15 protein-coding genes and 1 riboswitch are annotated in these 12933 nt (G+C 68.9%); of the genes, 11 read left to right on the forward strand and 4 right to left on the reverse strand.

The window, feature by feature from the left end; all coding sequences use genetic code 11:
* Positions 1-180: 180 nt before the first annotated feature.
* Complete coding sequence (locus tag HQK15_RS12360; RefSeq protein WP_367649159.1) at positions 181-798, reverse strand: superoxide dismutase; 618 nt, start codon at positions 796-798, stop codon at positions 181-183.
* A 205-nt stretch (positions 799-1003) separates the two neighbouring features.
* Here HQK15_RS12360 and clsA point away from each other — a divergent pair, with 205 nt between their 5' ends.
* The 10 genes from clsA (at position 1004) to gcvP (ending at position 9425) form a co-directional block, all read left to right on the forward strand.
* The gene (clsA, locus tag HQK15_RS12365) at positions 1004-1579 is read left to right on the forward strand and encodes a cardiolipin synthase ClsA (RefSeq protein WP_173491803.1); all 576 of its coding nucleotides are present in this window, start codon (positions 1004-1006) and stop codon (positions 1577-1579) included.
* A gap of 2 nt (positions 1580-1581) precedes the next feature.
* Complete coding sequence (locus HQK15_RS12370; RefSeq protein WP_173491805.1) at positions 1582-2379, forward strand: DUF881 domain-containing protein; 798 nt, start codon at positions 1582-1584, stop codon at positions 2377-2379.
* On the forward strand, positions 2376-2708 hold the full coding sequence (locus HQK15_RS12375) for a small basic family protein (protein ID WP_173491806.1): 333 nt from the start codon (positions 2376-2378) through the stop codon (positions 2706-2708). The genes HQK15_RS12370 and HQK15_RS12375 overlap by 4 nt, the downstream gene beginning before the upstream one ends.
* A complete protein-coding gene (locus tag HQK15_RS12380; RefSeq protein WP_173491807.1) occupies positions 2701-3420 on the forward strand; it encodes a DUF881 domain-containing protein in 720 nt (239 codons plus the stop codon). Before HQK15_RS12375 ends, HQK15_RS12380 begins: the two co-directional genes overlap by 8 nt.
* A 19-nt stretch (positions 3421-3439) precedes the next feature.
* Positions 3440-3817 carry a glycine cleavage system protein GcvH gene (gcvH, locus tag HQK15_RS12385; RefSeq protein WP_173491808.1) on the forward strand — a complete coding sequence of 126 codons (378 nt, stop codon included), beginning with the start codon at positions 3440-3442 and terminating at the stop codon, positions 3815-3817.
* A gap of 101 nt (positions 3818-3918) precedes the next feature.
* Positions 3919-4380: an FHA domain-containing protein gene (locus tag HQK15_RS12390; RefSeq protein ID WP_302477618.1), complete on the forward strand. Its 462-nt coding sequence runs from the start codon at positions 3919-3921 to the stop codon at positions 4378-4380.
* Positions 4377-5096, forward strand: coding sequence for a transcriptional regulator FtsR (gene ftsR / locus HQK15_RS12395; protein ID WP_173491810.1), 720 nt, complete (start codon positions 4377-4379; stop codon positions 5094-5096). Before HQK15_RS12390 ends, ftsR begins: the two co-directional genes overlap by 4 nt.
* Positions 5097-5100: 4 nt before the next feature.
* A complete protein-coding gene (locus HQK15_RS12400; protein ID WP_173491811.1) occupies positions 5101-5565 on the forward strand; it encodes a bifunctional nuclease family protein in 465 nt (154 codons plus the stop codon).
* Between the two features lie 173 nt (positions 5566-5738).
* Positions 5739-6323, forward strand: coding sequence for a MerR family transcriptional regulator (locus HQK15_RS12405; RefSeq protein ID WP_173491812.1), 585 nt, complete (start codon positions 5739-5741; stop codon positions 6321-6323).
* A gap of 87 nt (positions 6324-6410) precedes the next feature.
* Positions 6411-6499: riboswitch (glycine riboswitch) on the forward strand.
* A gap of 88 nt (positions 6500-6587) precedes the next feature.
* Positions 6588-9425: an aminomethyl-transferring glycine dehydrogenase gene (gcvP, locus tag HQK15_RS12410; RefSeq protein ID WP_173491813.1), complete on the forward strand. Its 2838-nt coding sequence runs from the start codon at positions 6588-6590 to the stop codon at positions 9423-9425.
* Between the two features lie 106 nt (positions 9426-9531).
* Here gcvP and HQK15_RS12415 read toward each other — a convergent pair whose 3' ends face one another.
* From HQK15_RS12415 to sigK, 3 genes are read right to left on the reverse strand one after another with little or no spacing between them, the layout of a single operon-like run.
* Positions 9532-10281 (reverse strand): serine aminopeptidase domain-containing protein, encoded by a 750-nt coding sequence (locus HQK15_RS12415; RefSeq protein ID WP_173491814.1) that lies wholly within the window; start codon positions 10279-10281, stop codon positions 9532-9534.
* A gap of 42 nt (positions 10282-10323) precedes the next feature.
* The gene (locus HQK15_RS12420) at positions 10324-11025 is read right to left on the reverse strand and encodes an anti-sigma factor (protein WP_173492217.1); all 702 of its coding nucleotides are present in this window, start codon (positions 11023-11025) and stop codon (positions 10324-10326) included.
* A complete protein-coding gene (gene sigK / locus HQK15_RS12425) occupies positions 11022-11618 on the reverse strand; it encodes an ECF RNA polymerase sigma factor SigK (protein WP_367649160.1) in 597 nt (198 codons plus the stop codon). The genes HQK15_RS12420 and sigK overlap by 4 nt, the downstream gene beginning before the upstream one ends.
* 136 nt (positions 11619-11754) lie before the next feature.
* Between sigK and HQK15_RS12430 the strand changes: the two genes are divergently transcribed.
* Entirely contained in the window at positions 11755-12927 is a 1173-nt protein-coding gene (locus tag HQK15_RS12430; RefSeq protein WP_173491816.1) for an acyl-CoA dehydrogenase family protein, read from the forward strand.
* Positions 12928-12933: the final 6 nt, after the last annotated feature.

Here is a 12933-nt window from a genome sequence, read left to right on the forward strand (position 1 = left end):
CGTGGGACATGAAGGCCTCCTGGTCGTGAAGCGGTTCCTAGATAGCTCCACTCCACAACAGGAGGCCTTCACCCGTCAGATCGACTCGCCCCGCAAAACGGGACAACCTCCCTGGACATCACACCTAGGAACGACGAACGGCGGGCCCCCGAGGGGACCCGCCGTTCGATGGTGACCTGATCAGAAGATGATCTGGCCGCCGGAGGTTGCTGCGGTGAAGCGCTCCTGGGCGTCGGCCCAGTTGGCGATGTTCCACCACGCCTTGACGTAGTCGCCCTTGACGTTGAGGTAGTCGAGGTAGAACGCGTGCTCCCACATGTCGAGCTGCGTGATCGGGATCAGCGTCGCCGGGATGTTGTTCTGCTGGTCGAACAGCTGCACGATGACGAGCTTCTTGCCCAGGGAGTCCCAGGCGAGGATCGCCCAGCCGGAGCCCTGCAGACCGAGCGCCGTGGCCTCGAACTGGGCCCGGAAGCCGTCGAACGAGCCGAAGTCCTGGTCGATCGCCGCGGCGAGCTCACCGGTCGGCTTGTCGCCACCCTCCGGCGAGAGGTTCTTCCAGAAGATCGAGTGGTTGATGTGACCACCGAGGTGGAAGGCGAGGTTCTTCTCCAGCAGGTTGATGTTGCCGAAGGCCTCCTTCTCGCGCGCCTCCTCGAGCTGCTCGAGGGCCTGGTTGATGCCGGCGACGTAGGCAGCGTGGTGCTTCGAGTGGTGAAGCTCCATGATCTTGCCCGAAATGTGCGGATCCAGAGCGCCGTAGTCGTACGGCAGGTCCGGAAGTGTGTAGACAGCCACGTTCCTCCTCGGGACGAGGGCACCTCGTGCCCTGTAGTTGAGTCGTATGGGTTCAACGCCCAGTCTGTCAGCACTGTTCCCGTGCGCAACGGCGGTGCCCAACCCGTGGTCACCGGACCCGTGTCCGGGACGTGCGGTCCGGGACCCATGTCCTAGTCTGTCTGTGGACATTCCGGACCTGGGACGACGTGAGGAGGCGGTCACCGTGAACGACCGCATCCTCACCATCCCCAACCTGCTGAGCTTCGTGCGCCTGCTGCTGGTGCCGGTGTTCCTGTGGCTCGTGCTGGGGCCCGAGCGCGACGGCCTGGCCCTGCTGGTGCTGATGATCTCCGGCATCACCGACTATCTCGACGGCAAGCTCGCGCGCAAGTTCAACCAGGCGTCCAAGATCGGTGCGATCCTCGACCCCGTCGCCGACCGGTTCTACATCCTCGCGGTCGTGATCGGGCTCAGCTTCCGCGACATCATCCCGTGGTGGCTGGCCGTGATCCTGCCGCTGCGCGACGTCTTCCTGTTCAGCCTGGTGCCGTTCCTGCGCACCCGGGGCTACAGCTCGTTGCCCGTCCACTTCCTCGGCAAGGCCGCCACGGCCAGCCTGCTCTACGCCTTCCCGCTGCTCCTGCTCGGCGACTCGACCGGCACGGTGGCCGACCTCGCCAACGTGTTCGGCTGGGCCTTCACGGTGTGGGGCGTGGCGCTCTACTGGTGGGGCGGCATCCTCTACGCGTTCCAGGTCAGGCGGCTGCTGACCACCACCGAGCGCGTCGTCCGGAGCTGACGATGGCCGAGTCGGACACCGCGAGCCAGGCCGAGGGCCTGCTCGAGCAGATCGCCGACACCGCGCTCGACGACGACTACTACGTCGTCCGCAGCGGGCCCGGCGACCAGCGTCGCGAGTTCAACACGGTGCTGACAGGTCTGGTCCTCGGGGTATTCGCCCTGCTGGTCGCGGTCGCCGCGATCCAGACCCGGTCCGACCGGCCGGCGACCGAGCGCGAGCGCGAGACGCTCATCAACGACGTCGACTCCCGCAAGTCCCTCCTGGCCAGCCGTGAGGCCTCGGCGGCCCAGCTGCGCACCCAGGTGCAGGACCTGCAGAGCCAGGTCGACAGCTTCGACCCCGCCTTCCAGGAGCTTCGGCTGCTCAGCTCCGACGTCGGTGCCGCCGGACCCGGCGTCACCGTCCGGGTGAGCCCGAGCGCGTCGGGCGACGTCCTGGGCCAGATCCGCGACCGCGACCTGCGGATCCTGGTCAACGGGCTCTGGTACGCCGGGGCCGAGGCCGTGTCGGTCAACGGCAACCGGGTCGGGTCGCTGTCGGCGATCCGGTTCGCGGAGGGTGTCATCAAGGTCAACTACCGGGGCGTCGCGCCGCCCTACGTCGTCGAGGCGATCGGCGACCAGGACACGTTGGCCGATCGGTTCGAGGAGAACCCCGCCGGCCTCTACTGGGCTGCGAGGCAGCAGGATGCGGGAGTGGCGTTCACCGTGGCAGGATCATCCGACCTGACGCTGGGTGCCGTGCCGGACGCGCGGCTCACGATCCGACACGCGACAGCCATCAAGGGGGAAGAATGATCCCGGTCATCGGGCTCGCGATCGGTGTCATCGCCGGACTGGTGTTCCAGCCGACCGTTCCCACCGACCTGCAGCCATACCTCCCGATCGCGATCGTGGCTGCGCTCGACGCGGTCGTGGGAGCATTGCGCGCCCTGGGGGAGCGGCGGTTCGACGACCGCGTCTTCGTGGTGTCGTTCATCTCCAACGTCGTGATCGCCGCCTTCATGGTCTATCTCGGCGACCAGCTCGGCGTCGGGTCGCAGCTCTCCACCGGCGTCGTCGTGGTCCTGGGCATCCGCATCTTCGCCAACGCCGCCGCCATCCGTCGCCGGATCTTCCATGCCTGAGCCCCGGACCGACGACCGTCCGAAGCGGTCACCGTTCAAGGTCAGCGTCTCCCAGCTGGTGGTGGCGGCCCTCATCGGCGGGCTGGCCTTCGCCATCACGGTGCAGGTCCGCGACGACGACACCGACGACTACTCCGGCGTCCGTGGCGACGACCTCGTCGAGCTGCTGAAGTCGCTCGACTCGGCCAACGAGCGGCTCAACGGACAGATCGACGACCTCACCGACACCCGCAACGGGCTGCTGAGCAGCACCCAACGCAGCCAGAAGGCCCAGAAGCAGGCCAAGCAGCGCGCCGAGCAGCTCGCGATCCTCGCCGGCAGCGTCGGCGCCTCCGGCCCCGGGATCGAGGTCGTCGTCCAGGACCCCAACCAGCAGATCGACGCCGCCGCGATCCTCGACGCCGTGGAGGAGCTGCGCGACGCAGGTGCCGAGGTGATCGCTATCAACGGCGTCGCGCGCGTCGTCGCGCAGACCTACTTCCTCGACGACGCCGACCAGATCCGGGTCGGTGGCCGGGAGATCAAGAGGCCGTACCGGATCGAGGTGATCGGCGACGCGTCCGGCCTGGCGGAGGCGGTACGCTTCCCCGGCGGACTCGTCGACAGCCTCGAGAATCGCGGCGCATCCGTCATCGTGACAAAGAAGGACAAGATCACGATCACCGCGTTGGCCGACGTCAAGAGCCCAGAGTACGCTCGACCCACATCCTGACCCGGCAAGGAGCTACACGGTGATTCCTGAGGACCTCTTTTACAGCGAAGAGCACGAGTGGGTGCGACTGGACGAGGACATCGCGACGATCGGCATCACCGACTTCGCTCAGGACCAGCTCGGAGACATCGTCTATGTCGAGCTGCCGGCGGTCGGCGACCGCGTCGAGTCGGGCTCGGTCATCGGTGAGCTCGAGTCGACCAAGTCCGTCAGCGAGATCTACTCGCCCCTGACCGGCGAGGTCGTGGCCCGCAACGACGCCCTCGACGGCGGAGCCGAGGTCATCAACTCCGATCCGTACGGCGAGGGGTGGCTCATCAAGGTCCGCTCGGCCGAGGACGACCCCACAGCAGCGCTGCTCGAGGCCGAGGCCTACGCGGCTCTCACGACCGACTGATCCACCCGCGTGAAGTCCCGCGTGGCGCCACGCGCCGGGTGCTACGTTGGACTCGGAAGTCTCCACCCGCACTCTAGGTCGAACCCACAGGAGAGATGACGATGTCAACGCCGGACCACGAGCCCGACGACACCGCCGTTGCGCCCGCGCCGGAGCCCGTCAGCGATCACACGACGCACATCCCGATCCTCGATGCCGACACCGAGGAGATGTCCGCGTCCGACGTGTCGGCCGTCGAGAACCTCCCGGCCGGCAGCGCGATGCTCCTGGTGCAGCGCGGACCTGACTCGGGCGCCCGCTTCCTGCTCGACAGCGACGTCGTCACGGTGGGGCGTCATCCCGACAGCGACATCTTCCTCGACGACATCAGCGTCTCGAGGCGGCACGCGACCTTCACGCGCAGCGCCGGTGGCTATGCGATCGCCGACCTCGGCAGCCTCAACGGCAGCTACGTCAACCGCGACCGCATCGACAGCGAGATCTCGCTCTCTGGCGGCGACGAGGTCCAGATCGGCAAGTACCGGCTGATCTACTTCTCCGGCGCGCCGAAGGGCCTGGCGTGACCGAGCCCCTTCCGGAGCTGTCGCGGCTCGGGATCGGCAAGGTGCTCGACGAGCTGCTGCCGGAGTTCCCGGACCTGACGATCACCAAGATCCGCTACCTGGAGTCCGAGGGGTTGCTCGAGCCCGAGCGCACGCCGTCGGGCTACCGCAAGTTCTCGTTCCACGACGTCGAGCGACTGCGCTTCATCCTGCGTCAGCAGCGCGACAAGTTCTGGCCGCTCGGTCACATCCGCCAGGTCCTCGACGAGATGGACCGTGGTGTCGTGCCCGACACCGAGCAGGGGGCGACGGCGCGGGTGCCGCACCTGAGCCTGGCCGAGGACGGACTTCCTGACGAGCAGTCGTTCCTCGACGGTTCCAGCACGGTCCGCTTCTCGCGGGCCGAGCTGCTCGAGTCGGCCGGCATCGACGACGCGACGCTCGACGCGATCGAGGAGTTCGGGCTGATCTCGCGTCGTCCCTCCCAGACCTACTACGACGGCGCCGCCCTGCAGGTCGCCGCGCTCGCCGGGGAGTTCGCCGAGCTCGGGCTCGAGCCTCGCCACCTGAGGATGTTCAGCGCCGCCGCCGACCGCGAGGTCGCCCTGTTCGACCAGGTCGTGTCGCCGAGGTCGCGCCAGCTCGACAAGGAGGCAGCCGAGCGGACGATCGCCGCACTCGCTGCGCTCTCCATCCGCCTGCAGACCGTGCTCGTCAGAAGCAGACTGCGCGGCTGACCTGATGCGCGAGGTCGAGGTCGTGGGCGTCCGCGTCGAGATGCCGACCAACCAGCCGCTGGTGCTCCTGCGCGAGACCGAGGGCAGCCGCTACCTGCCGATCTGGATCGGTGCGGTCGAGGCGTCCGCCATCGCCTATGCGCAGCAGGGCACCGAGACGGCGCGACCCCTGACCCACGAGCTCATGCAGCACATGGTCGAGGCGCTCGGCGACGAGCTCGACGAGGTGCGCATCCTCGACGTCCACGACGGTGTCTTCTTCGCGCGGCTGGTGTTCGTGTCAGGGGCCGAGGTCGAGGCGCGTCCGTCCGACTCGATCGCGCTGGCCCTGCGGGCCGGGGCACGGATCGTGTGCACCGAGGACGTTCTCGACGAGGCCGGCATCGCGTCCACGACCGACGAGGACGCCGAGGTCGAGAAGTTCCGTGAGTTCCTCGACGACGTCGCCCCCGAGGATTTCGAGGCGTAGGAGCGCTCAACTCTCAACCTTCGAGTGAGGGTTGAGAAAACGACACGCCGACTCGCACGCTCGGTCGTTGACCGGACAAACTCTCACCCCTACCTTGAGAGTGCTGCCGAAGGTACACGGATGTAGTTCCGTGGCGGTAGTCTTCCCCCATACCAGCTTTGGAAGGCCCCCGGATGATCGAGTCACAGGACAACGACGCCACCGCCACGACTGATGCCGCAGCCGAGGCCAGCGACCAGGGTCTGTTGTTCAACGACGACGTCTCCCCGCTGCCGCAGGACGCGGGCTTTCGCGGCCCCACCGCGTGCAACGCGGCCGGCATCACCTATCGCCAGCTCGACTACTGGGCCCGCACCGGGCTGGTCGAGCCGACGGTCCGCTCCGCGACCGGCTCGGGCACGCAGCGCCTCTACTCGTTCAAGGACATCCTGCTCCTCAAGATCATCAAGCGACTGCTCGACGCCGGCGTCTCGCTGCAGCAGATCCGCATCGCGATCGACCACCTGCGCGTGCGCGGCACCGACGACCTGACCCAGGTGACCCTGATGAGCGACGGCGCCAGCGTCTACGAGTGCCGCTCCGCCGACGAGGTCATCGACCTCCTGCAGGGCGGCCAGGGCGTCTTCGGCATCGCCATCGGCGGTGTCTGGAAGGAGATCGAGGGCTCGCTCCACACGCTGCCCAGCGAGCGTGCGATCGAGGAGCCCGTCGCCGACGACGAGCTCGCGGCCCGCCGCCGCGCCCGCCTCTCCAGCTAGTCGAGGCACCGCGCAGCACCTCAGTGCGCGACATCACCTGATCGAGGCGCCCATCACGGGCAGGCCTTGGTAGGCTGGCCACGCTGTCGATCGCGCGTGGGAGAGTTCGCCCAGGCGACGCCGAAGGGGCAATTCCTCCCCGGAACCTCTCAGGCACCAAGGACCACGCGACCGAGGCAATTCTGAAGCAGTCCGCCGTCGACCGGTGGGGGTGACAGAAGGGGAGGCGTCGTTCGACCACGCCTCTACCCTCGGAGCTCCCCAGTGCCTCTCGACAGCGCAGTCCACGTCTTCGCCAGCCGCCACATCGGTCCCACGCCGTCCGACCAGGAGGCGATGGTCCGCCGGGTCGGCTACGACTCGCTCGACGCGCTGATGCAGGCGGCCGTGCCGTCCGGCATCCGCAGCACCTCGGCGCTGAACCTGCCGCCTGCGCAGAGCGAGACCGAGGCGCTGGCCACCCTGCGTGCGCTCGCCGACCGCAACAAGCCGGGCGTCGCGATGATCGGTCTCGGCTACCACCCGACCGTGACGCCGGCCGTGATCCGCCGCAACGTGCTCGAGGACCCGTCCTGGTACACCGCCTACACGCCCTACCAGCCGGAGATCTCGCAGGGACGGCTCGAGGCGCTGATCAACTTCCAGACCCTGATCTCCGACCTCACGGGCCTGCCCACGGCGAACTCGTCCCTGCTCGACGAGGGCACCGCGGTGGCCGAGGCCATGACCCTGATCCGCCGCGCGACCAAGGGCAAGGACGAGCTGCCCATCATCATCGACGCCGGCCTGCTGCCGCAGACCCTCGCGGTCACGCACACCCGCGCCGAGGCGCTGGGCATCGAGCTGCTCGAGCTCGACCTCGCCGACGGCGTCCCGCAGGTCGAGGCGGCCGGCACGATCATCGCCTACCCGCGAGCCGACGGTCGCATCGTCGACCCGCGTCCGGCGATCGAGGCAGCGCACGCGAACGGCGGGCTCGCGGTCGTCGTGGCCGACCCGCTGGCGCTGGTGCTCCTGTCGTCTCCCGGCTCGCTCGGCGCGGACGTCGTGGTGGGCTCCAGCCAGCGGTTCGGTGTCCCGATGTTCTACGGCGGACCCCACGCCGGCTTCATGGCCGTGCGTCAGGGCTTGGAGCGTCACCTCCCGGGCCGCCTCGTCGGTGTCTCGGTCGACAGCGCGGGACGTCCGGCCTACCGGCTCGCGCTGCAGACCCGTGAGCAGCACATCCGCCGCGAGAAGGCGACGTCCAACATCTGCACCGCACAGGTGCTGCTGGCCGTGGCTGCGTCGATGTACGCGGTCTACCACGGTCCCGATGGGCTGCGTCAGATCGCGACGGAGGTCAACGGGTCGGCACGGCTGCTGGCCGCCGGTCTGCGTGACGGGGGAGTCGAGGTCGCGACCGGCGAGTTCTTCGACACCGTGATCGCGTCGGTGCCCGGCTCGGCCGCTGGCATCGTCGCGAAGGCTCGCGAGGCCGGCATCCACCTGCGACTCGTCGACGCCGACCACGTCGGCGTCACGACCAACGAGTCGACGACGCGTGACCACCTTGACGCGGTCTGGAACGCGTTCGGCGTCGCCGGGGTCACCGAGGCGCCGGACTCGCTGCCGTCCGAGCTGCTGCGCACCGACGACATCCTGACCCACCCGGTGTTCCACGAGCACCACAGCGAGACCCAGATGCTGCGCTACCTCAAGAAGCTCAGCGACCGCGACTACGCGCTCGACCGCGGCATGATCCCGCTCGGCTCGTGCACCATGAAGCTCAACGCGACCGCCGAGATGGAGCCGATCAGCTGGCCGGGCTTCGCCGACCTGCACCCCTTCGTGCCGGCCGAGGACGCCGCAGGCATGATCGAGCTGGTCGAGACGCTCGAGGCCTGGCTCGCGGAGGTCACCGGCTACGCCGGGGTCTCGATCCAGCCCAACGCCGGCTCGCAGGGCGAGTTCGCCGGCCTGCTGGCGATCCGCGCCTACCACCTGAGCCGCGGCGACGACCACCGCACGGTGTGCCTGATCCCGAGCTCGGCGCACGGCACCAACGCCGCGTCGGCCGTGATGGCCGGCATGCGGGTCGTGCTGGTCAAGTCGACCGACCAGGGTGAGGTCGACCTCGACGACCTGCGCGCCCAGTGCGACAAGCACTCCGACGACCTCGCCGCGATCATGGTGACCTACCCGTCGACGCACGGCGTCTACGAGCACGGCATCACCGAGCTGTGCGACATCGTCCACGAGCACGGCGGCCAGGTCTACGTCGACGGCGCCAACCTCAACGCGCTGCTGGGCCACGCCCAGCCCGGCGTGTTCGGCGGCGACGTGTCGCACCTCAACCTGCACAAGACCTTCTGCATCCCGCACGGTGGCGGCGGCCCCGGCGTCGGGCCGGTCGCGGTGGCCGAGCACTTGGTGCCGTTCCTGCCCACGCACCCGCTGCACCCGGTCGAGAGCAAGCGCGAGGGTGTCGGCGCCATCAGCGCGGCTCCCTACGGGTCAGCGGGCATCCTGCCGATCCCGTTCGCGTACGTCGCCATGATGGGCGCCGAGGGCCTCACCGATGCAACCTCGGTCGCGGTGCTGTCGGCCAACTACATCGCCAAGCGCCTCGAGAGCGCGTTCCCGGTGCTCTACACCGGCGACAGCGACCTGGTCGCGCACGAGTGCATCCTGGACCTGCGGCCGCTCACGAAGGCGGCGGGCCTCAGCATCGACGACGTCGCCAAGCGACTCATCGACTACGGGTTCCACGCTCCGACGATGAGCTTCCCGGTGCCCGGCACGCTCATGGTCGAGCCGACGGAGTCCGAGGACCTCGCCGAGCTCGACCGCTTCTGCGACGCGATGCTGGCGATCCGCTCCGAGATCGACCAGGTCATCGCCGGTCAGTGGCCGGACGGCGACAACCCGCTCGTCCACGCGCCGCACACCATGCGGACGCTGCTCGACTGGCAGCACGCCTACGACATCGGCACGGGAGCCTTCCCGGCCGGATCGGTCGACGACAAGTACTGGCCGCCGGTCGGCCGCATCGACCAGGCGTACGGCGACCGTCACCTCGCCTGCTCCTGCCCCCCGGTCGAAGCCTTCGCCGAGCGCTGACGAGAGCGTTCCCGCCCCTCGAGGAGAGGGTTTCCGCCCCTAAGAGGGCGGCAACCCTCTCGCGAAGGGACCGCAGAGGTCTCGCGAAGGGGCGGGAAGGGTCTCGTCAGCGGGGGAGGGTGGACCACCAGTCGACGATGCGGTCGACGACGGGGTCCGGCGTCCGCGCCCAGTGGACGTGGTCGGTCGTGCCGCCCTCGGGCACCGCGTCCTTGGTGTAGACCCACCGGGTCGTCACCGTCTGGTCGAGCAGCTGGTCGGCAAACGCCTTGTTGGCCTTGGAGACGGCCAGCGCGTCGCCCTGCAGCTGCACGACCAGCGACGGCGTGCCGATCGTGCCCTCGGCCCGGAACGGGGGACGTCCGGTGCGCAGGAAGCCCGCCCACTCGCGCATCAGCGTGCGGGCGCCCGGAGCACCGAAGAAGGGCTTGGGCAGGTAGCCCCGCACCCGGGTCACGACGGGGATCATGACGCTGATCGCCAGCAGCGGCGCTCCGCCGTAGGGATAGTTGCGGAAGTGGGGGATGCCGGCGCCGACCGTGACGAACCCGTCACTCGGCGGGTGGTTGAGCTCGTGGCCTGCACCGAGCTGGGCACCGAGGCTGTGCCCGAGGACGATCACCGGACGCTCCGGACGATCGGCACGCGCCTTCGCCACGGCGTCGGCGATCTGCTGGATCTCGTCGGCATAGCTCCAGTCGTGCTGCCGGGAGGCGACCGGCTCCCCGCGCTCGAACCCGCGCGTCGGGAGCGCCTGCGCCTCCCAGCCACGGTCCTCGAACGCCGCGACCAGCGGGCGGTAGAACGCCGACGGCACCGCCATCGCGGCGGAGATCAGGACGAGTGGTGAAGTCACGTCGTCATGATCCCACCGCGGTGACGGTGCCGTGGTCGCAGGTCAGACGGGGATCGTCGCGACCGGCGCCGAGGTGGGCTGCTTGGAGCCGCCCTGGGGCTCGACCGTGACGGCGACGCGATCGGCGCCGGCCACGCCCTTCATGATCATCTCGCCGTCGTCGACGAACGTGCCCTGCGAGGTCGGACCGGACTTGTCGATCATCCAGACCTGGTAGACCTTGCCCTTGCCCGGGCTGGGCATGTCGTGCGCGATGATGACCGCCGCGTCGGCGCTCGGCGAGGCGTACATGCGCACCGTCCCACCCGCGGTGAAGCTCTTGGCGGACGTCGCGACGTCATCGGCACCGATGACCTGGGAGATCGCCACCTTGTCGTTGCGGGCCTCCGAGGCGTTCTCGTGCTCGACGACGTAGCCGCCGACACCCACAGCGCCGACGAGGAAGGCAGCAGCCATCGCGAGCCGGGGGAGCGTACGGCGCAGGCTCCGGCGCTGGGCGAGGGCCGTGACCACCGGACGCTCCTGCGAGGTCTGCGTGATCTCTGACAGCAGCCGGTCGCGCAACGCCGGGGGAGGCGTGTGGCTGACCGCGTCGCCGAGGCGCACGGCCGTGGCCATGAACCCGGCCAGCTCGGCCTGGCAGTCGACGCACTGGTCGAGGTGGGCCTCGAAGCGCGTGCGCTCGTCGCGTTCAAGGGCGTCGAGCGCATAGGGCGCCATGAGGGAGTGCAGATCGATGCTCATGCTTCTACTCCCATGCAGTCGCGCAGACGGACGATGCCGTCGCGCATGCGGGTCTTGACGGTGGCGGTGTTGGCGCCGAGCGCGGTGGCGACCTCGGCGTAGGTGTAGCCCTTGTAGTAGGCCAGGTTGACGGCTTCACGCTGCAGCTCGGTGAGTCCTTCGAGACAACGCTTGACCTGCTCGTGCTCCAGGCTGATCGTCACGGTCTCCTCGACCTCGTCGAAGTCGGGGCCGTTGGACCAGTCGTACTTGTTCTCGCGGTTCGTCGCCGCCTGGTCGTGCCGGACGGCATCGACGGCGCGACGGTGGGCGAGGGTCAGGACCCAGCTCTTGGCGCTGCCACGCGACGCGTCGAAGCGTGCGGCGGACTGCCAGACCTGGATGAAGACCTCCTGGGCCACTTCCTCGGCGCGGGAGGGGTCACGGATCACGCGGCGGGCCAGTCCGTAGACCGACGAGCCGAGGGCGTCGTAGACGGCGGCGAACGCCCTCTCGTCACCGCGACCGACCAGGGTCAAGAGATCACCGAGGTCGGCAGTGTCCGACGCGTACGCCGGTGCATCTGCGAGTCTCAGCTGTGCTGATGGCGACACCGTGTTCTCCTTTCCGAGAAGCTTCCTACGAGCCATTCGGTGCAGCCTCCGGTCGGGATGGGTCGATCTCGCCAGAATTTCCGGCGTGTCCTCCATCTCATCGTAGGCGATTCGTCCCGAGGGATACCGTGAGCGCATGACTGCCTTCGACCGACTCGACCCGCTCTCGCTCGACGACGTGCTGACGTCCGACGAGATCGCCGTGCGCAGCAGCGTCCGCGCCCTGCTGGACCAGCAGGTGCAGCCCCACATCGCTGAATGGTTCGAGGCAGGCGGGTCGCCCGCGCCGCGCGAGCTGTTCCGCGAGTTCGGCAAGCTCGGCCTGCTCGGCATGCACCTCGAGGGCTACACCTTGCCGGGCATGTCGTCGGTCGAGTACGGGCTCGCGTGCGTCGAGCTCGAGGCGTGCGACTCCGGCATCCGGTCGATGGTCTCGGTGCAGGGCTCGCTGGCGATGTACGCCATCTGGCGCTGGGCGTCGGAGGAGGAGAAGCAGCGCTGGCTGCCCGGCATGGGCACGGGCGAGATCGTCGGCTGCTTCGGCCTGACCGAGCCCGATCACGGCTCCGACCCGGCCAACATGCGGACGACCGCGCGCCGTGACGGCACCGACTGGGTCCTCGACGGCACCAAGATGTGGATCTCCAACGGGACGTTCGCCGATGTCGCCGTCGTCTGGGCCCAGACGGACGAGGGGATCCGGGGCTTCGCCGTCCCGACCGACACCCCTGGGTTCAGCGCCCGCGAGATCAAGCACAAGATGTCGCTGCGCGCGTCGGCCACGGCCGAGCTCGTCCTCGAGGGCGTACGCCTGCCCGACTCCGCCCGCTTCCCCGAGGTGCGCGGCCTGAAGGGGCCGCTGTCGTGCCTCAACGAGGCCCGCTACGGCATCGTGTGGGGATCGATGGGCGCGGCGCGGTCGTCGTACGAGGCGGCGCTGGAGTATGCGCGCACCCGTGAGCAGTTCGGCCGGCCGATCGGTGGCTTCCAGCTGACCCAGGCCAAGCTCGCCGACATGTGCCTCGAGCTGCACAAGGGGCTGCTCCTGGCGCTGCACCTGGGCCGCCGCAAGGACGACGGAGGGCTCACGGTCGAGCAGGTCAGCTTCGGCAAGCTCAACAACGTCCGTGAGGCGCTCGAGATCTGCCGGACGTCCCGCACGATCCTCGGCGCCAACGGCATCTCGTTGGAGTATCCGGTCATCCGGCACATGAACAACCTCGAGTCGGTGCTGACCTACGAGGGCACGGTCGAGATGCACCAGCTGATCCTCGGACAGGCGCTGACGGGGGAGAACGCCTTCAGCTGACCGCTG

The sequence above is a fragment of the Aeromicrobium stalagmiti genome, assembly GCF_013283745.1.
Taxonomy (GTDB): domain Bacteria; phylum Actinomycetota; class Actinomycetes; order Propionibacteriales; family Nocardioidaceae; genus Aeromicrobium; species Aeromicrobium stalagmiti.

Coding starts and splice junctions, on each gene's coding strand:
- HQK15_RS12420 (WP_173492217.1), bottom strand. CDS start 11,025: ATGAGCATCGATCTGCACTCCCTCATGGCGCCCTATGCGCTCGACGCC.
- HQK15_RS12380 (WP_173491807.1), top strand. CDS start 2,701: ATGCCTGAGCCCCGGACCGACGACCGTCCGAAGCGGTCACCGTTCAAG.
- HQK15_RS12430 (WP_173491816.1), top strand. CDS start 11,755: ATGACTGCCTTCGACCGACTCGACCCGCTCTCGCTCGACGACGTGCTG.
- HQK15_RS12405 (WP_173491812.1), top strand. CDS start 5,739: ATGATCGAGTCACAGGACAACGACGCCACCGCCACGACTGATGCCGCA.
- HQK15_RS12375 (WP_173491806.1), top strand. CDS start 2,376: ATGATCCCGGTCATCGGGCTCGCGATCGGTGTCATCGCCGGACTGGTG.
- HQK15_RS12390 (WP_302477618.1), top strand. CDS start 3,919: ATGTCAACGCCGGACCACGAGCCCGACGACACCGCCGTTGCGCCCGCG.
- HQK15_RS12370 (WP_173491805.1), top strand. CDS start 1,582: ATGGCCGAGTCGGACACCGCGAGCCAGGCCGAGGGCCTGCTCGAGCAG.
- HQK15_RS12400 (WP_173491811.1), top strand. CDS start 5,101: ATGCGCGAGGTCGAGGTCGTGGGCGTCCGCGTCGAGATGCCGACCAAC.